17 protein-coding genes are annotated in these 17,031 nt (G+C 71.2%); 8 read left to right on the top strand and 9 right to left on the bottom strand.

What is annotated here, in order from left to right; all coding sequences use genetic code 11:
- The first annotated feature begins 12 nt into the window (after nt 1–12).
- Nucleotides 13–498 (top strand): hypothetical protein, encoded by a 486-nt coding sequence (locus ACQY0Z_RS09960; protein ID WP_189895948.1) that lies wholly within the window; start codon nt 13–15, stop codon nt 496–498.
- Nucleotides 499–575: 77 nt separating this feature from the next.
- On the opposite strand, the gene ppc is transcribed toward ACQY0Z_RS09960, so the two are convergent.
- Nucleotides 576–3,308, bottom strand: a complete 2,733-nt coding sequence (ppc, locus tag ACQY0Z_RS09955) for a phosphoenolpyruvate carboxylase (protein WP_189895950.1) — start codon at nt 3,306–3,308, stop codon at nt 576–578.
- A gap of 293 nt (nt 3,309–3,601) precedes the next feature.
- Between ppc and ACQY0Z_RS09950 the strand changes: the two genes are divergently transcribed.
- The gene (locus tag ACQY0Z_RS09950; RefSeq protein WP_381729484.1) at nt 3,602–4,615 is read left to right on the top strand and encodes an acyl-CoA desaturase; all 1,014 of its coding nucleotides are present in this window, start codon (nt 3,602–3,604) and stop codon (nt 4,613–4,615) included.
- Complete coding sequence (locus ACQY0Z_RS09945) at nt 4,612–5,286, top strand: TetR/AcrR family transcriptional regulator (RefSeq protein ID WP_026243476.1); 675 nt, start codon at nt 4,612–4,614, stop codon at nt 5,284–5,286. Before ACQY0Z_RS09950 ends, ACQY0Z_RS09945 begins: the two co-directional genes overlap by 4 nt.
- On the opposite strand, the gene ACQY0Z_RS09940 is transcribed toward ACQY0Z_RS09945, so the two are convergent.
- Nucleotides 5,283–5,648, bottom strand: a complete 366-nt coding sequence (locus ACQY0Z_RS09940; protein ID WP_439812122.1) for a VOC family protein — start codon at nt 5,646–5,648, stop codon at nt 5,283–5,285. The genes ACQY0Z_RS09945 and ACQY0Z_RS09940 overlap by 4 nt on opposite strands.
- A 6-nt stretch (nt 5,649–5,654) precedes the next feature.
- The gene (locus ACQY0Z_RS09935; protein WP_439812121.1) at nt 5,655–6,479 is read right to left on the bottom strand and encodes a trans-aconitate 2-methyltransferase; all 825 of its coding nucleotides are present in this window, start codon (nt 6,477–6,479) and stop codon (nt 5,655–5,657) included.
- A gap of 115 nt (nt 6,480–6,594) precedes the next feature.
- Here ACQY0Z_RS09935 and tamR point away from each other — a divergent pair, with 115 nt between their 5' ends.
- Nucleotides 6,595–7,092: a MarR family transcriptional regulator TamR gene (gene tamR, locus ACQY0Z_RS09930; protein ID WP_006135804.1), complete on the top strand. Its 498-nt coding sequence runs from the start codon at nt 6,595–6,597 to the stop codon at nt 7,090–7,092.
- Here the strand turns inward: tamR and ACQY0Z_RS09925 are convergent.
- Entirely contained in the window at nt 7,051–7,818 is a 768-nt protein-coding gene (locus tag ACQY0Z_RS09925) for a LuxR C-terminal-related transcriptional regulator (protein ID WP_254587460.1), read from the bottom strand. The genes tamR and ACQY0Z_RS09925 overlap by 42 nt on opposite strands.
- Before the next feature lie 294 nt (nt 7,819–8,112).
- Here ACQY0Z_RS09925 and ACQY0Z_RS09920 point away from each other — a divergent pair, with 294 nt between their 5' ends.
- Nucleotides 8,113–8,568 carry a GNAT family N-acetyltransferase gene (locus ACQY0Z_RS09920; protein WP_439812120.1) on the top strand — a complete coding sequence of 152 codons (456 nt, stop codon included), beginning with the start codon at nt 8,113–8,115 and terminating at the stop codon, nt 8,566–8,568.
- A 68-nt stretch (nt 8,569–8,636) separates the two neighbouring features.
- Nucleotides 8,637–9,173 (top strand): hypothetical protein, encoded by a 537-nt coding sequence (locus ACQY0Z_RS09915; protein WP_439812119.1) that lies wholly within the window; start codon nt 8,637–8,639, stop codon nt 9,171–9,173.
- Here the strand turns inward: ACQY0Z_RS09915 and ACQY0Z_RS09910 are convergent.
- The 4 genes from ACQY0Z_RS09910 to galT form a co-directional block, all read right to left on the bottom strand.
- Nucleotides 9,163–10,134 carry an SGNH/GDSL hydrolase family protein gene (locus ACQY0Z_RS09910; RefSeq protein ID WP_439812118.1) on the bottom strand — a complete coding sequence of 324 codons (972 nt, stop codon included), beginning with the start codon at nt 10,132–10,134 and terminating at the stop codon, nt 9,163–9,165. The genes ACQY0Z_RS09915 and ACQY0Z_RS09910 overlap by 11 nt on opposite strands.
- Before the next feature lie 110 nt (nt 10,135–10,244).
- The gene (gene galK / locus ACQY0Z_RS09905; protein ID WP_189895963.1) at nt 10,245–11,417 is read right to left on the bottom strand and encodes a galactokinase; all 1,173 of its coding nucleotides are present in this window, start codon (nt 11,415–11,417) and stop codon (nt 10,245–10,247) included.
- Between the two features lie 28 nt (nt 11,418–11,445).
- A complete protein-coding gene (galE, locus tag ACQY0Z_RS09900; RefSeq protein WP_254587457.1) occupies nt 11,446–12,408 on the bottom strand; it encodes a UDP-glucose 4-epimerase GalE in 963 nt (320 codons plus the stop codon).
- Nucleotides 12,405–13,466 (bottom strand): galactose-1-phosphate uridylyltransferase, encoded by a 1,062-nt coding sequence (galT, locus tag ACQY0Z_RS09895; RefSeq protein ID WP_254587456.1) that lies wholly within the window; start codon nt 13,464–13,466, stop codon nt 12,405–12,407. The genes galE and galT overlap by 4 nt, the downstream gene beginning before the upstream one ends.
- Before the next feature lie 176 nt (nt 13,467–13,642).
- On the opposite strand from galT, the gene ACQY0Z_RS09890 reads away from it, so the two are divergent.
- Nucleotides 13,643–15,322 (top strand): sodium:solute symporter family protein, encoded by a 1,680-nt coding sequence (locus ACQY0Z_RS09890; protein ID WP_189895969.1) that lies wholly within the window; start codon nt 13,643–13,645, stop codon nt 15,320–15,322.
- Between the two features lie 21 nt (nt 15,323–15,343).
- Nucleotides 15,344–15,655: a hypothetical protein gene (locus ACQY0Z_RS09885; protein ID WP_254587455.1), complete on the top strand. Its 312-nt coding sequence runs from the start codon at nt 15,344–15,346 to the stop codon at nt 15,653–15,655.
- Between the two features lie 581 nt (nt 15,656–16,236).
- Here ACQY0Z_RS09885 and ACQY0Z_RS09880 read toward each other — a convergent pair.
- Nucleotides 16,237–16,908 carry a helix-turn-helix transcriptional regulator gene (locus ACQY0Z_RS09880; protein ID WP_006135813.1) on the bottom strand — a complete coding sequence of 224 codons (672 nt, stop codon included), beginning with the start codon at nt 16,906–16,908 and terminating at the stop codon, nt 16,237–16,239.
- Between the last annotated feature and the right edge of the window lie 123 nt (nt 16,909–17,031).

Below are 17,031 nucleotides of genomic sequence, written 5' to 3'. Positions count from 1 at the left end.
AAGATCGCGGCCATGCCTTCCGCTGTCCGTTCCTCGCGCGGTTCCTCCGCGCTGCGCTTCGGCCGGTTCACGGCGATGGGCGCTGTCGCCGTGCTGATCCTGATCGCCGGTGTGTGGGCGTCGTGGGGGACGGCGCAGCACGTGATGCTGACCAAGGGCCGTGAGCGCGGCACCGTCGAGGTGACGCGGTGCGCCGAGGACGCCTGCGAGGGCCCGTTCCGGCCGCTGTCGCCGGGCGCGCAGCCGCGCGAGAAGGTGGTGCTGGACGACACGGTGGCCGTGGAGAAGGGCCGCACCTACACGGTGGTGCTGAAGCCGGGCGCCTCTGAGGCGGTGCGCTCGGGTCCGGCCGGGGTGCTGTACGCGTGGGTGCCGCTCGGGGGCGCGCTGCTGCTGGCGTCGGTGGTGGTGGCGGGCGGTCTGCTGCGGACGCGGCTCGGGTGGGTGATGGCGCTGGCGGGCGCGGGGCTGCTGACGGCGGCGTTCGTGGCGCTGTAGCTCTGGACGTGAATGGGGCGGTGCCCTCCGGGTCGTGAGGATCCGGAGGGCACCGCCCCTTCGTCGTGTACCGGTCGTCAGCCGGTGTTGCGCAGGCCCGCCGCGACACCGTTCACGGTGAGCAGCAGGGCGCGGGAGAGCAGCGGGTCGGGCTGGTCGCCGGCGGCGGCCGCGTCGCGCTGGCGCTTGAGCAGGGCGACCTGGAGGTAGGAGATCGGGTCCAGGTAGGCGTCGCGGATGGCGAAGGTCTGCTTGAGGACGGGGTCGGCGTCCAGCAGTTCCCGCTCGCCGGTGACGCGCAGCACCTCGGTGACGGTGAGGTCGTGCTCGGCCTTGATGGTGTCGAAGACGTGCTTGAGCTCGTCCGGGACGAGGGTGTCGACGTAGTGCTGGGCGATCCGCAGGTCCGTCTTGGCGAGGGTCATCTCCACGTTGGAGATGAAGTTGCGGAAGAAGTGCCACTGCTCGTACATCTCGTCGAGCACGGTGTCGAGGCCGGCCTCGCGCAGTGCCTTGAGGCCGGAGCCGACGCCGAACCAGCCGGGGACGATCTGCCGGGACTGGGTCCAGCCGAACACCCACGGGATGGCGCGCAGGCCGTCGAGGGAGACGCCGGAGCCGGGGCGGCGGGAGGGCCGCGAGCCCAGGTGCAGTTCGGCGAGCTGGTCGACGGGGGTGGAGGCGAGGAAGTACGTCGGCAGGTCGGGGTCCTCGACGAAGGACCGGTAGGCGGCGTGGGCGGCGTCGGAGACGACGTCCATGGCGGCGTCCCAGCGGGCGAGGGCCTCGACGGACTGGCGGGGCGCGGTGTGCAGGGCGGAGGCCTGCAGGGTGGCGGCGACGGTCAGTTCGAGGTTCTCGCGGGCGAGGGACGGGATGAGGTACTTGTCGGAGATGACCTCGCCCTGCTCGGTGACCTTGATCTCGCCCTCGAGGGTGCCCCAGGGCTGGGCGAGGATCGCGTCGTGGGTGGGGCCGCCGCCGCGGCCGACGGTGCCGCCGCGGCCGTGGAAGAGGCGCAGGCGGACGCCGTAGCGGTGGGCGACGTCGCGCAGGCGGCGCTGGGCGCGGTGGATCTCCCACTGGCTGGTGGTGATGCCGCCGAACTTGGAGGAGTCGGAGTAGCCGAGCATGACCTCCTGGACGTCGCCCCTGAGCGCGACGAGGCGCCGGTAGGACGGGTCGGAGAGCATGTCCTCCAGGATGGTGTCGGCGGCCTTGAGCTCGTCGGTGGTCTCGAGGAGCGGCACGATGCCGATCTTGGCCCAGCCGGCGTGCAGGTCGATCAGGCCGGCCTCGCGGGCGAGGACGGCGGCGGCGAACACGTCGTCGGCGCCCTGGCACATGGAGATGATGTACGACTCGATGACCTCGGGTCCGAAGACTTCCAGGGCGCGCTTGACGGTCTGGAAGACGCCGAGGGTCTTCTCGCCGGCCTCGTCGACGGGCGCCGGGGTGGGCGCGAGGGGACGGCGGGAGCGCAGTTCCTTGGCGAGGAGCTTGGAGCGGTACTCGCGGGGCATGTCGGCGTAGCGCCAGGACTCCTCGCCGAGCCGGTCGAACAGCTGGCCGAGGGCGTGGTGGTGGGCGTCGGCGTGTTCGCGGACGTCCATGGTGGCGAGCTGGAGGCCGAACGCGGCGAGGGTGCGGATGGTGCGGGCGAGGCGTCCGTCGGCGAAGAGGCCGCCGCGGTGCTCGCGCAGGGATGCCTGGATGATCCGCAGGTCGGCGATGAGCTCGCTGGTGCCCAGGTAGTCGCGGCCGGGCTCGTGCGGGGTGCCCTTGGCGAGGCGGAGCTTGGTGTTCTCCAGCTTCTGCCGGATGCAGGTGGCCTTGAGCCGGTAGGGCTCCTCGGCGTTGAGCCGCTTGTAGCGGGGACTGATCTCGGGGAGCGCCTCGAGGTCGGCCTGGAGGGAGGTGAGCAGTTCCTCGGTGGCCCCGGTGTAGCGGATGGAGTTGGAGAGGAAGCCGCGCAGCTCGTCGATCATCTCCAGGGCGTCGTTGATGCCGTGTTCGTGCTGGAGGATCAGGACGTCCCAGGTGACCTGGGGGGTGACGTTGGGGTTGCCGTCGCGGTCGCCGCCGATCCAGGTGCCGAAGGTGAGCGGGCGGGTGTCGTCCGGGAGGTGGACGCCGACGCGCTCCAGCTCGGCGGTGAGGTCCTCCAGGACGTCGCCGACGGCGCCGGCGTGCAGCTCGTCGAGGTAGTAGATGGCGTTGCGGGCCTCGTCGGCGGGCTCGGGGCGCACCACGCGCAGTTCGTCCGTCTGCCAGACGAGGTCGATGTTCTCCGCCAGCCGGGTGTCGAGGCGGCGCCGGTCGGTGGCCAGGACGGGGGTCTCGAGGAGGGCGGCGATGCGGCGGAGCTTGTTGAGGACGGAGCGGCGGGCGGCCTCGGTGGGGTGGGCGGTGAACACGGGCCGCACGTTGAGGTGCCGCACGGTCTGCCGCAGGTGCTCGGGGTCGGCGTCCTTGAGCCGGTCGGCGGTGCGGGAGAGGAGGCCGCCCTCGGCGGCGCGGCGGGCGGCGAGTTCGCGTCCGCGGTGCACCTGTTCGGTGACGTTGGCCAGGTGGAAGTAGGTGGAGAAGGCGCGCACCAGCTTGGCGGCCGTCTCCAGCTCGGTGCCGCGCAGCAGCTCGGCGGCGGCCTCGCCGTCCTCGCGGGTGAGGCGGCGGACCTTCTCGACGAGGTCGAGGAGCTCCGGGCCCTCCTGCCGGACGAGCGTCTCTCCGAGGAGGTCGCCCAGTCGGCGGATGTCGGCACGCAGTTCGGCGCTCGTCGTGGTGGTCTGGTCGTCGGCACTGCTCACAGGTGCGGCTCCTTGCAGTGTTGGAAGCTCGTCTGGGAGGGAACCCGGACGAGCGTCTCGCGCGGCGTGCGCCGCTTGCGGGCCGGACGTCCGGGAAGAAATCAGAGCGGACCGCGCTGTCCGACCGACTTCCAAGGATAGGTGTCGAGCCGGACGCGCTGGCCCACGGGCTCTTGCCGCGGGGCGACGCACTGCCATACTTACGATGCCGTAGGTTACGGGACCGTAGGAAAGCGATGCGGTTCCGGCGGCCCGGCACCTTCCCTCAGTCCACATACCCCACAGGGGAACGCATGACCTCAAGCTCCGACGTGCTCGACGAAGCCACGCAGCAGTCCCGGTCCGACGACACCGCACCCTCCGCCACGCTGGGCGGGGAGCGGAAACGGTCCATCGAGCAGATCACGCTGCTCCTCTTCATCGTCGTCCCCTTCCTCGCGCTGCTGGCGGCCGTGCCGCTGGCGTGGGGCTGGGGGGTGAGCTGGCTGGACCTCGGCCTGCTGGTCTTCTTCTACTTCCTGGGATGCCACGGCATCACCATCGGCTTCCACCGTCACTTCACGCACGGCTCGTTCAAGGCGAAGCGGCCGCTGAAGATCGCGCTGGCCGTCGCCGGTTCGATGGCGGTCGAGGGACCGCTGGTGCGCTGGGTGGCCGACCACCGCAAGCATCACAAGTTCTCCGACGCGGAGGGCGACCCGCACTCGCCGTGGCGGTACGGGGAGACCATCCCCGCGCTCGTCAAGGGCCTGTGGTGGGCGCACATCGGGTGGATGTTCGACGAGGAGCAGACGCCGCAGGACAAGTACGCGCCGGATCTGATCAAGGACCCGACGCTGCGGCGGATCTCCCGGCTGTTCGTGCTGTGGACGGTGCTGTCGCTGGCGCTGCCCGCGCTGATCGGCGGTCTGGCGACCATGTCGTGGTGGGGCGCCTTCACCGGCTTCTTCTGGGGTTCACTCGTCCGGGTGGCTCTGCTGCACCATGTGACCTGGTCGATCAACTCGATCTGCCATGCCGTCGGCAAGCGTCCGTTCAAGTCGCGGGACCGTTCGGGCAACGTGTGGTGGCTGGCGGTGCTGTCGTGCGGTGAGTCCTGGCACAACCTGCACCACGCCGACCCGACGTCCGCGCGCCACGGTGTGGAGCGCTGGCAGGTGGACTCCTCGGCGCGGCTGATCCGCTGGTTCGAGCAGCTGGGCTGGGCGTACGACGTGCGGTGGCCGTCACGCTCGCGTATCGATTCGCGCCGTGTGACCACGGATGGCGCCGCCCGGCGCGGGAAGGAACCCGCCGAGGCGGCATGATGGTCGCCGTGGCGACCGACTCCAGCACCCCAAGCAATGACAAGCCGCGGCGTGCGCGCCGCACCCGGATGACCGGTGCCGAGCGCCGCCAGCAGCTGCTGGAGATCGGCCGCACCCTCTTCGCGGCGAAGGGGTTCGAGGGCACGTCGGTGGAGGAGATCGCGGCGAAGGCCGGGGTCTCCAAACCCGTGGTGTACGAACACTTCGGCGGCAAGGAGGGGCTGTACGCGGTCGTGGTGGACCGTGAGATGCGGCGGCTGCTGGACATGGTGACCGGCTCGCTGACGGCCGGTCATCCCCGGGAGCTGTGTGAGCAGGCGGCGTTCGCGCTGCTGGACTACATCGAGGAGTACACGGACGGGTTCCGCATCCTGGTCCGTGACTCCCCCATCCCCCAGTCGACGGGGTCCTTCGCCTCGCTGATCTCGGACATCGCCACCCAGGTGGAGGACATCCTGGGCCGCGAGTTCAAGTCGCGCGGCTTCGACCCGAAGCTGGCCCCGCTGTACGCGCAGGCGCTGGTGGGGATGGTGGCGCTGACCGGCCAGTGGTGGCTGGACGTGCGCAAGCCGAAGAAGGCGGAGGTGGCCGCCCATCTGGTGAACCTGGCCTGGCACGGCCTGGACGGCCTGGAGCCGAAGCCGCGGCTGATAGGCCACCGCAAGTCCTAGCTCCGTACGGGCTCCAGGAACTCCAGGCGGTTGCCGACGGGGTCCTCGCTGTAGAAGCGGCGGTGGCCGGGGAGCAGGCCGTCCCAGGTGACAGGTGCTCCGTGGGCGGCCAGCCGGGCGGCGTACGTCTCGATGCCGGTGACCCGCAGACCGGGGTGGGCCTTGCGGGCGGGCCGGAAGTCCCGCTCGATCCCGAGGTGGAGCCGTACGTCACCGGCCTCGAACCAGCAGCCGCCGCGTGCGGCGAGGGCGGGCGGCTTGGGCGTCTCGGTCATGCCGAGGACGCCGGAGTAGTAGGCGCGCAGCCGGTCCTCGGATCCGGGCGGTGCGGCGAGCTGCACATGGTCGACGGCGGTCAGCATCGGTTTTCAGCCCTCCTTGACGGCGACGGCGAAGACGCGGCGGAACCGGAACGGGGTGCCGTGCGCGGTGGCCGGGTAGGCCCGGCGCAGGGCGGCGCGGTACGCGGCGAGGAACTCCTCCCGGGCCGGCGGGTCGTCGTCGAGGGCGGTGAGGACGGGACGCAGCCCGGTGCCCTTCACCCAGTCGAGGACGGGGTCCTCCCCCGTCAGCAGATGGACGTACGTCGTCTCCCAGGCGTCCACGGAGCAGCCGAGGGCGGCCAGGCGGTCCAGGTATTCCTCGGGCGGCAGCACGGCGTCCTCGTGGCGCAGCACCCCGGACAGGCGGTCCCGCCACCGTGGGGAGGCGGCGAGGTCGCGCATCAGGGTGTGGCTGGGGGCGCCGAAGTTGCCGGGCACCTGGAAGGCGAGGACCCCGCCGGGCACGAGCCCGTCGATCCACGCGCCGAACCGTTCCACGTGCCCGGGCACCCACTGCAGGGTGGCGTTGCTGACGATGAGGTCGTACGGCTTCTCGGGCGTCCAGGTGCGGACGTCGGCGTGGGCGAAGTCGAGGCGGCCGCCTCCGGCGGTGGGGCCCTCGTGGTCGGCGCGGGCCTTGTCGAGCATCTCCGGGGAGTTGTCGTAGCCGGTGATGCGGGCGGCGGGCCAGCGGCCGGCGAGGAGGGCGGTGACGTTGCCGGCGCCGCAGCCGAGGTCGGCGACGCGGGGCGGGTCGCCGGGCAGGCCGGGGACGCGGGCGAGCAGGTCGGTGAAGGGCCGGGTGCGGTGCCCGGCGTGACGCAGGTACTGGGCGGGGTCCCAGACGAGACGGGCGGCTGCGGCGGACACGGGACCTCCCGGATCGCGGATCGGCGTACCCCCAGCGTGCCGCCCGAATCATCTCGACGTCAAGAAGGTTGACATCAAGAGACTTCACATCGACACAACCACTACACTGATCCTTATGGAGGACGAGGTCGATCGGCTGGTCGCAGCGTGGCGCCGGGAGCGCCCGGACCTCGACGTGGAACCGCTCGAGGTGCTCAGCCGGGTCAGCAGACTGGCCCGGCACCTGGACCGCGCACGCCGCCTCGCCTTCACCGAGCACGGCCTGGAGTCCTGGGAGTTCGACGTGCTCACCGCGCTGCGCCGCGCGGGCACCCCGTACCAGCTCTCCCCCGGGCAGCTCCTCACGCAGACGCTCGTCACCTCGGGCACGATGACCAACCGCATCGACCGGCTCACCAAGAAGGGCCTGGTGGAGCGGCTGCCGGACCCCAGTGACCGGCGGGGTGTGCTGGTGCGGCTGACCGACGAGGGCAAGGACCGCGCGGACCAGGCACTGGCCGGTCTGCTCGCCCAGGAGCGGGCGATCCTCGGCGAGCTGACGCGCGCCCAGCGGGTGGAACTGGCGGGGCTGCTACGCCAGTTGACCGCCCCGTTCGACAACATCCCCGGATAGGTCCACGGGTCCGACCCCGGCCCGCCGCGCGAGGGCGACGGCGGCCAGCGTGGAGTGCACACCCAGCTTGCCGAGGACGTTCTGCATGTGGGTCCGCACGGTGTGCGGGGACAGGTACAGCCGCTCGGCGACGGCCTTGCGTCCCAGTCCGGCGACCATGCAGCGCAGCACCTCCCGCTCGCGCGGGGTGAGCGACTCCACGAGCCGTTCGCTCTCCGTGCGGTGGCGCCGGGCGGCGGTCAACTCCCGCAGCACGCCGGTGAGCAGCGCGGGCGGCAGATGGGTCTCGTCGCGCAGCACGCCGCGGATGACGGTGAGCAGCCGGCTCAGTGAGCAGTCCTTGGCGACCCAGCCGGAGGCGCCCGCCTGCAGGGCGAGGGCGGCACGGGCCGGGTCGTCCTTCTCGGCGAGCACGACGACCCGCACCTGCGGGTGCGCGGAACGCACGCCGCCCACCAGGGAGATGCCGTCCACGGCGCCGTCCTCGTCGACGGCCTGCACGGGCACGGCGGGACGCCCGTCCGGCACCGGGACGCCCAGGTCGGCGTCGACGAGCATGACGTCGAACCGCCGCCCCTCGGCCGCCGCCCGCTCCAGACAGCGCAGCGCGGCCGGGCCGCTGCCCGCCGCGGACACGTCGACGTCGGGCTCCGCGGCCAGCGCCGCGGCCAGCGACTCGGCGAAGATGCGGTGGTCGTCGACGACCAGGACTCGAATGCGAACCACGTAACCCCCTTCCCCATGCTCTTCCCAGAGCAGGGGACTACCCCGTCGCCGGTGGACGACACCGGCGCGGACACGGCACCGAGGCCCCCGTGGCTTTTCCTCGCCGGAAGCGGGACGGGCCGGCGTCGTCCGCACGGCCGCCGCCGCGCGACGACCGCTTCCCCCGCCCCGGACGCCGTGCCCGGCTGTCTCGCCCCCTGAACGCACGCCGGCCCCCACCGGCGCTGTTCATCAGAGTACGGGCGGGGGCCCGGAGCGGAAGCTGATTTGCAGAACTTGCGGCCTTCCGCGTTTATGGTGTGCCGCATGTTTCGTCTCGAGACAGAAGTCGACAAGGCCCGACGCGATCTGCTCCACAGGCGGCTCCGGGACACCAACACGGCGTCCTCCCCGGTCCTGCGCGCCCTCCGCGGAACCCCCGCCGAGCGTGAATCCCCTTTGCACGTGTGGGCTTTGGACGCGAACGGAGCCCTCGCGGGCGGCCTGGTCGGCCACACCTGGACGACATGGCTCCACGTCACCTACCTCTGGGTCGACACAGCCCACCGGGGCACGGGCCTCGGCACGGCCCTCCTGTCCGAGGCGGAACGCCTGGCCGTCGCGGACCGCGCCTGCACGCACGCCCGCGTGGAGACGTGGGACTTCCAGGCCCCGGACTTCTACAAGAAGCAGGGGTACGAGGTGGTGTGCGTGATCCCCGACTATCCGCCGGGGGTCACGGAGTACACGTTGACGAAGAGGCTGAGGTGACACCGCCGCCGACGCACGCCGTTAACATGCGAGTTCGATGATCGGCGTGAGGGCGGGGGACGGTGCGGGTGCTGACGAAGAGGGCTGTCGCCGTGATGGCGGCCGCCGTACTGCTGTCCGGGTGCGGCGACGGGGGACCGGACGCCCGGAAACCGTCGGAGACACCGACGGCGAGCGCGGCTGCGAAGCCGGCCGCTGCCACGTCCGCCGCGGTCCAGGCGGACGTCCGGGCGGGTCTCGCGGCGGGCGGTTTCGACGCGCCGCGCTTCACCCGGAACGAGGCCAACGGCCCGTTCACGGCGTGTGTGCTGACCGCCGTGGTGTCCACGGCGGCGGATCCCGACCGGGAGGACACCGCGCGGCTGGCCGCCGAGATGAAGCGCCGGGGCTGGACACAGACCGAGTTCTGGGCGGAGGACGGCATGCAGATGCTGTCGCTGACGAAGACGCCGTGGACGCTGGACGTCGGCGGCGGGACCGTCCCGGAGGACCAACTCGCACTCCCCGAGGGGGAACCCGCTCAGGACTTCACGGGGCTCTTCCTCTCCATGGCCGACCGCGCCTGCCAGGACCGGGTGCTCGCGGGCCGGACCCCTACCGGTTGAGGATCTCCTCGATCCTTTCGGCCACCTTCTCCGCCTGGATGTCCCGCCCTTTCTCGTTGGGGTGGGCGTACCACGGCAGGTGGTTCGGGGAGTGTTCCAGGAGGCCGCCGATGGCCCTGTCGGCGCCGTCGCATGCCGTGTTCGTGGCCGTGCGGGCGTAGAGGTCGACGAAGTCGGCGTCGTGGGCCGCGGCGGCCTTCTTCGTCACCTCGTCCAGTCGCTGCTGGATGCGGTCCATGACCGGCATGGCGGCCTGGGGGGCGTCGGCGAGGGGCAGTTGGGTCTGGCCCGGGGCCGGGGTCAGGCACTTGGTGGTGTCCTCGGGGACCAGTCGGGGGTAGCCGACCAGGACGGGGGTCGCCTTCGGGGAGAGGTTCCGGATGTTTCCCAGCATCCGGTTCAGGTCCGCTTCGACCTGTGCGAATCGCCCGTCCAGCCACAGCTTTCCGTCGCCCGACTCGAAGAACTCGCCGCACTCGGACGCCGGTTCGGCCGGGGCCACCGGCTCTCCCGGCAGCAGGGACTGGTTCCGCAGTGCCGCCGAGCACTGTTTCAGGACGCTGTTGAAGCCCAGCGTGTTGCCGCCCACCGTGCCCACGGCCAGGCGGGTGTCGCTCGTGAGCGCGGCCTGCTGCGGCGGGACCTCCCCGCGGCTGAAGGGCAGCTCCTGCTTCTCCCAGAAGTGGTGGACGCGCGCTCCCGAGCAGGAGACGTCCGCCTGGACGTCGAGCGTGACGCCCTTGTCCGCGAGGCGCCGGGTGGCGACGGCGGGGTGGTTCTCCGCCGACCGGAAGCAGAAGGCCGCGTCGAGGCTCTCGTCGCTGAGGGGCGGGACACCGTAGTTGGCGGTGTAGGAGTCGCCGAAGAAGACGGTCGGTACAGGGTCGGCGGGTGCCGCGCCGGCGCCCACTGCCGGGGCGGCGAGCGCCGCGCAGACGCCCAGTGCGATGGCCGAATACATGCCTGTGCCCTTTCGTCGCGGCCCACGAGGAGCACAACGGATTGCCACTGTCCGTATTCAGTCATATACGGAAAGTGGCAATCCAGCCGCCGTGTGCCGCAACCGGGCGACTACCGCACCCGCCGCGCCCCCGCCGAAGGCACCGCCTCGAAGACGCGCGGCGTCTTGAAGCCCGCCGACGCGAACGCCTCCTCCACCGCCTTCGTGATCACCGGGACGTCCGCCTCCTCCGCCAGCACGATCGCCGAGCCGCCGAAGCCGCCGCCCGTCATACGGGCGCCCAGGGCGCCGGCGGTGACCGCCGTGTCGACGACCAGGTCGAGCTCGGGGCACGACACGCGGAAGTCGTCGCGCAGCGAGGCGTGGCCCTCGATCAGGAGGGGGCCGATGGCGCGGGTGTCGCCCGACTCCAGGAGGGAGACGACCTGCTCGACGCGGTGGTCCTCGGTCACCACGTGGCGGACCAGACGGCGGACCTCCTCGTCGTCGCCGAGGCGGACCAGTGCCGCGTCCAGCTCCTCGTACGGCACGTCCCGCAGGGCGTCGACGCCGAGCAGGGCCGCGCCCTTCTCGCAGCCCTCGCGGCGCTTGCCGTACTCGCCCTCGCTGTGGCTGTGCTTGACCTGCGTGTCGACGACGAGCAGGCGCATGCCCTCCGCCGCCAGGTCGAAGGGGATCTGACGCTGGGACAGGTCGCGGGTGTCGAGGAACAGGGCGTGGCCGGCCTCGCAGCAGGCGGACGCGGTCTGGTCCATGATGCCGACGGGCGCGCCGACGTAGACGTTCTCCGCGCGCTGGGACAGCCGGGCGAGCTGCCAGCCGCGCAGGCCGAGGCCGAAGAGGTCGTTCAGCGCGAGGGCGACGACGACCTCCAGGGCGGCCGAGGAGGACAGGCCGGCGCCGGACGGGACGGTGGACGCGAGGTGGACGTCCGCGCCGGTGACGGCGTGTCCGGCCTCGCGCAGCGCCCACACGACGCCCGCCGGGTAGGCGGTCCAGCGCTTGTCGGACTCGGGGGTGAGGCCGTCCACCGTCAGTTCGACGACCGGGCCCTCCACGTCGGCGGAGTGCAGGCGCAGCACGCCGTCGTCCCGCCGGGACACCGCGGCGACGGCGGTGTGCGGCAGGGCGAACGGCATGACGAAGCCGTCGTTGTAGTCGGTGTGCTCGCCGATGAGGTTGACCCGGCCGGGTGCCGCCCACACCCCGTCGGGCGCACTCCCGTACAGCTCCTCGAACCGTGCGGCGACGGCTTCCGCCGCGGCCGCGCTGGACTCGCTCATGCCCTGACCCCTGACCCTTCGTTGCCTTCTAGTTGCCGCGCTGCTGCGCGAACGTCCACGCGTCCGCGACGATCCCCTCGAGGTCGGCGCGTGACGGGTTCCAGCCGAGCTTCTCGCGGGCCGTGGCGGCGGACGCCACCAGGACCGCGGGGTCGCCGCCCCGGCGCGGTGCGACGACCTCGGGGACCGGGTGCCCGGTGACCTTGCGGACGGTCTCGATCACCTCGCGGACCGAGAAGCCGTTGCCGTTGCCGAGGTTGCAGATCAGGTGCTCGCCGGGCGTGGCCGCCTTCAGCGCGAGCAGGTGCGCCTCGGCCAGGTCGGCGACGTGGATGTAGTCGCGGACGCAGGTGCCGTCGGGCGTCGGGTAGTCGTCGCCGTAGACGGAGATCGCCTCGCGCCGGCCCTGGGCGACCTGGAGGACCAGGGGGATGAGGTGCGACTCGGGGTCGTGACGCTCGCCGTACGCGCCGTACGCGCCGGCGACGTTGAAGTAGCGCAGGGAGACCGCGCCGAGTCCGTGGGCCTGCGCCTCGCCGGTGATCATGTGGTCGACGGCGAGCTTCGAGGCCCCGTAGGGGCTGGTGGGGCGGGTGGGCGCGGTCTCCGGGATCGGGACCTGCTCCGGCTCGCCGTACGTGGCGGCCGTGGAGGAGAACACCAGGCGGCGTACCCCGGCCTCGCGCATGGCGCCGAGGAGCGCCATGGTTCCGCCGACGTTGTTGTCCCAGTACTTCTCCGGCTTCTGCACGGACTCGCCGACCTGGGAGAAGGCGGCGAAGTGCAGCACGCCGTCGTACGAGGAGTCCAGCCACTTGGCGGCGTCGCGGATGTCGCCCTCGACGAACGCGGCGCCCGCGGGGACGCCCTCGCGGAAGCCGGTGGAGAGGTTGTCGAGCACGACGACCTCGTGCCCGGCCTCGACCAGATGCTGGGCGACGACGCTGCCCACGTACCCCGCGCCCCCGGTGACCAGGTACTTCCCGCTCATGAACTCGCTACCTCTCGCAGTCGCTCGGCCGCGCGCTCCGGCGGCACGTCGTTGATGAACACGTTCATGCCGGATTCGGAGCCCGCGAGGAACTTAAGCTTGCCGGACGTACGGCGAATGGTGAAAAGCTCCAGGTGCAGCGCGAAGTCGTCGCGGGTGACGCCCTCGACGTCGTCCAGGGGGCCGAACGGGGCCTGGTGCCAGGCGGCGATGTACGGGGTGGGCGGCTCGTTCTCCCCGAAGATCCGGTCGAAGCGCCGCAACAGTTCCAGGTACACCCGGGGGAACTCCGCGCGCGCCGCCTCGTCGAGTCCGAGCAGGTCGGGCACCCTGCGCTTGGGGTACAGGTGGACCTCGTACGGCCAGTGCGCCGCGTACGGCACGAACGCCACCCAGTGTTCACCCTCAAGGACGACCCGCTCGCCGGCGCGTTCCCGCTCGACCACGGCGTCGAACAGGTTCTCCCCGCCCGTCGCCTCCTTGTGCGCCGCCACCTGGCGCAGCATCAGGGCGGTGCGGGGAGTGGTGAAGGGGTAGGCGTAGATCTGCCCGTGGGGGTGCTGGAGCGTGACGCCGATCTCGGCGCCGCGGTTCTCGAAGCAGAACACCTGTTCAACGGAGGGCAGATGCGACAGCTCGGACGTCCGGTCCGTCCAGGCGTCCAGCACCAGCCGTGCCTGCCGTTCGCTCAGTGCGGCGAAGGAGGCGTCGTGGTCGGAGGTGAAGCAGACGACCTCGCAGCGGCCGGAGTCCCCGGCGAGCGAGGGGAAGCGGTTCTCGAAGACCACCACGTCGTACGACGAGTCGGGGATCTCGCTCAGCCGGTCGCCCTCCGAGGGGCACAGCGGGCACTCGTCGGCCGGCGGGTGATACGTACGGCCCTGCCGGTGCGAGGCGACGGCGACGAAGTCGCCCAGGAGCTCGTCGCGGCGGATCTCGGACGTGGTCACGGTGGCGTCCAGCGGACGGCGGTCGACCGCGTCGCGCACGGTGTCGTCGGCGAGGTCGTAGTAGATGAGCTCCCGTCCGTCGGCCAGCCGGGTCGAGGTCTTCTTCACTGTGGCACTCCTCCGCACCCGCCAGTCACTCAACACAATCAAACATAACACATCACAACTCACCAACCAGCGGTGCTCATCACGATCAAACAAAGAACGTGTACGAACGTGTTCAATAACTGAACACGGAGGCGTAGATTCCGCGTCGGATCAGTTCGCGAACGAAGCGAGTGTGTATGCATACCCCCACATACCTGGCCTCAGGGCTTCGGCTCCCCACCAACTGGCTGGACTACACGATCCTCGGGATCTACTTCCTCGTCGTGCTGGGCATCGGCTTCGCCGCCCGCCGGTCGGTCAAGACGAGCCTGGACTTCTTCCTGTCCGGGCGCTCCCTGCCCGCCTGGGTGACCGGACTGGCGTTCATCGCGGCCAACCTCGGCGCCACCGAGATCCTCGGCATGGCCGCGAACAGCGCGCAGTACGGCGTCTACACCACACACTGGTACTGGATCGGCGCCATCCCCGCGATGGTGTTCCTGGGCCTCGTGATGATGCCGTTCTACTACGGCTCCAAGGTCCGCTCGGTCCCCGAGTTCCTGCTGCTGCGCTTCGACAAGGCGGCGCACCTGCTGAGCTCGATCCTGTTCGCCGCGGCCGCCATCCTCATCGCGGGCGTCAACCTCTACGCCCTCGCGATCGTCGTCGAGGCGCTCCTCGGCTGGCCGCAGTGGGTGGCCATCGTCGTCGCCGGCTTCTTCGTCCTCGCCTACATCACCCTGGGCGGACTGTCCTCGGCGATCTACAACGAGGTCCTGCAGTTCTTCGTCATCCTCGCCGCGCTCATCCCCATCACCGTGCTCGGCCTCAGGAGCGTCGGCGGCTGGGACGGCCTGACCGACAAGCTCACCGCCTCCCACGGCGACAACTTCGTCACCGCCTGGGGCGGCACCGGCATCGGCAGCGACAACCCGCTCGGCGCCAACTGGCTGACCATCGTCCTCGGCCTCGGCTTCGTCCTCTCCTTCGGCTACTGGACGACCAACTTCGCCGAGGTGCAGCGCGCGCTGTCCGCGAAGAACCTCTCGGCGGCCCAGCGCACCCCGCTGATCGCCGCGTTCCCGAAGATCTTCATCGTCTTCCTGGTGATGATCCCCGGCCTGGTCGCCGCCGTGCTGGTCCCCAAGATCGGCACCAGCGGCTCGGACCTGCAGTACAACGACGCCATCCCGTACCTGATGCAGCAGCTCCTGCCCAACGGTGTGCTCGGCATCGCCGTGACCGGTCTGCTCGCCGCGTTCATGGCGGGCATGGCGGCGAACGTCTCCTCCTTCAACACCGTCTTCACCGCCGACATCTGGGCGAAGTACGTGGTGAAGGGCCGCGAGGACTCCTACTACGTGCGCTTCGGCCGCCTGATCACCGCGATCGGCGTGCTCGCGTCCATCGGCACGGCGTTCCTGGCCAGCTCGTTCTCGAACATCATGGCCTACCTGCAGACGCTGTTCTCCTTCTTCAACGTGCCGATGTTCGTCGTCTTCATCATCGGCATGTTCTGGAAGCGGGCGTCCATGAAGTCCGGCTTCTGGGGCCTCATCGCGGGCACCACCGCGGCGATGGTGAACTACTTCTGGATCTACAAGCAGGGCATCATCGACATCCCCTCCGACCAGGGCGCCAACTTCGTCTCCGCGATCGCGGGCTTCGTCGCGGGCGCGGTCGTCATGGTCGCGGTGTCGCTGTTCACGGCGCCCAAACCCGCCGCCGAGCTGCAGGGTCTGGTCTACGGCACCCGCTCGCCCGGCATGGCGGAGCCGCCCGCGGAGGGCGACGACGCGTGGTACCGCAAGCCGGCGCTGCTGGGCTGGGGCGCTGTGGTTCTGGCTGCCGCCTGCTACATCCCGTTCTCGTTCTGACCGCGGGAGGATTGAGAGAGCATGTCCGATCACTACTCCGAGGCCGATCTCCAGAAGGAGATCACCGAGCTGGAGACCAAGTCCGCGACGGCCGCGCGGTTGTTCGACATCCGGCGGATCATCGGTGGGCTGTTCGTCGTGTACGGGGTGATCGTGATGATCGCCGGGTTCACGGCGTCCGATGCCGACATCGAGAAGGCGGAGGGGGTCAACATCAACCTGTGGACGGGGTTGGGGATGCTGATCCTGGGGCTGCTGTTCCTCCTCTGGCTCTGGCTCCGCCCGACGGTCCCGCCGCCGGCGGCGCCTGACGAGGACGCGTCCTCTTCTTGACGCACGCTGCTTTTCCACACGGGGTGTGCGGTCTCCTGTACGGGGGTTGCACACCCCGTGTGCATGGGGGGGCGCCCGCGTGGGTGCAGGACGGCCTCGCCAGCCCCCGGGGGTGGCCCCGTCGCCCCAGCCGTACGACTGCCCGCAGTCGGCGAGGACAACAGCCACCGGCGTGGGTGCGGGCCGGGGGGTGCCGGCGCACCTCGGCGCCAACGAGGCGCCGCCGCGCCCACCCGTGCCGCCCTAGGCGGCACGATTGCCCGCAGTTGGCGGGGGGTGTGCCCCGCCACCGATGTCCGTGTAGCCGCCCGCGGCGGGGAGGGGACGGGGTGGGGGTGGGCGCCCGCAGCGGCTGGCGCGTCCACGCCCTGGGCCTCTCGAGACACACTCTCGCGCGCCAGACCGAGGACGACCACCCCCACCGCGGCCCCGCACCACCACCCCACCGTGGGCGCTACAGCAACCCCCACCGGACAGGTGGATGCGCCGCAGGCGTCACACCTCAGCCCCCACCAGGCGCCGGGAGGCCACCGGACCTCAACCCCACCGAACAGACCCCCGCGCCGCGGGCCACGCAGGCGTCACGACCGCGTCGACGCCCGGTCCAGCAACCCCGTCCGCGCCGCCAACGCCGCCGCCTCCAGCCTCGACCCCACCCCCAGCTTCATCAGCACCCTCTGCACATGCGTCCGGGCAGTGGACGGCGCGATCCCCATCCCCGCCGCGATCAGCCTCGTGTCCTCCCCCTCCGCGACCCTCACCAGCACCTCAACCTCCCGAGGCGTCAGCATCGACAGCAGCCGCGCGCCCTCGTCATCAGGCTGAGCCGCAGGATTCAGCAGCTCCCCGAACGCCCCCTGCAGCAACGCGGGCGCCACCGCCGCCTCCCCCGCCCGCGCCTTCAGCATCGCCCGCTCGACCCCCTCGATCCGCTCGTCGTGCCGCACGTACCCCGACGCCCCCGCCGCGAACGCCGCCGCGATCCCCCGCGGTGACGGCACCGGCCCCAGCACCACGACCGCCACCTGCGGCCGCTCCCGCTTGATCTTCACGACCGGGTCGAACGTCCCGGCCTCCGCCGGCGCCGCCGTCCCCAGCAGACAGACCTCCGGCGCCCTGCTGATCACCAGGTCCGCGGCCCCCGCCGCGGGCGCCGCCGCGGCCAGCACCCTGTGCCCTCGCAGCTTCAGCGCCGAGGCGAGCGCCTCGGCGAGCAGTCGGTGGTCGTCGACCACCATCAGCCGCACTCCCATCGGACAACCATCCCCCCAGACAACACACCCCCGGATGCCCCCGGAAGCTACACGCTTGTTCGACGTCGCGCTCCCCCTACCGGCGAGAATCGCCCCGGAACGCCGAAATTCTCGTGTTCGATG

The organism is Streptomyces sp. P9-2 (genome assembly GCF_051903975.1).
GTDB classification, from domain to species: Bacteria; Actinomycetota; Actinomycetes; order Streptomycetales; family Streptomycetaceae; genus Streptomyces; species Streptomyces cellulosae.
Note: the sequence above shows the minus strand (reverse complement) of the source record. Positions and strands in the feature narration are given on the sequence as shown.

What these genes read in the sequence shown, in the direction of transcription:
- ACQY0Z_RS09960 (WP_189895948.1), top strand. Translation starts at nt 13, where the DNA reads ATGCCTTCCGCTGTCCGTTCCTCGCGCGGTTCCTCCGCGCTGCGCTTC.
- ACQY0Z_RS09950 (WP_381729484.1), top strand. Translation starts at nt 3,602, where the DNA reads ATGACCTCAAGCTCCGACGTGCTCGACGAAGCCACGCAGCAGTCCCGG.
- ACQY0Z_RS09945 (WP_026243476.1), top strand. Translation starts at nt 4,612, where the DNA reads ATGATGGTCGCCGTGGCGACCGACTCCAGCACCCCAAGCAATGACAAG.
- ACQY0Z_RS09940 (WP_439812122.1), bottom strand. Translation starts at nt 5,648, where the DNA reads ATGCTGACCGCCGTCGACCATGTGCAGCTCGCCGCACCGCCCGGATCC.
- tamR (WP_006135804.1), top strand. Translation starts at nt 6,595, where the DNA reads ATGGAGGACGAGGTCGATCGGCTGGTCGCAGCGTGGCGCCGGGAGCGC.
- ACQY0Z_RS09920 (WP_439812120.1), top strand. Translation starts at nt 8,113, where the DNA reads ATGGTGTGCCGCATGTTTCGTCTCGAGACAGAAGTCGACAAGGCCCGA.
- ACQY0Z_RS09910 (WP_439812118.1), bottom strand. Translation starts at nt 10,134, where the DNA reads ATGTATTCGGCCATCGCACTGGGCGTCTGCGCGGCGCTCGCCGCCCCG.
- galK (WP_189895963.1), bottom strand. Translation starts at nt 11,417, where the DNA reads ATGAGCGAGTCCAGCGCGGCCGCGGCGGAAGCCGTCGCCGCACGGTTC.
- galE (WP_254587457.1), bottom strand. Translation starts at nt 12,408, where the DNA reads ATGAGCGGGAAGTACCTGGTCACCGGGGGCGCGGGGTACGTGGGCAGC.
- ACQY0Z_RS09890 (WP_189895969.1), top strand. Translation starts at nt 13,643, where the DNA reads ATGCATACCCCCACATACCTGGCCTCAGGGCTTCGGCTCCCCACCAAC.
- ACQY0Z_RS09885 (WP_254587455.1), top strand. Translation starts at nt 15,344, where the DNA reads ATGTCCGATCACTACTCCGAGGCCGATCTCCAGAAGGAGATCACCGAG.
- ACQY0Z_RS09880 (WP_006135813.1), bottom strand. Translation starts at nt 16,908, where the DNA reads ATGGGAGTGCGGCTGATGGTGGTCGACGACCACCGACTGCTCGCCGAG.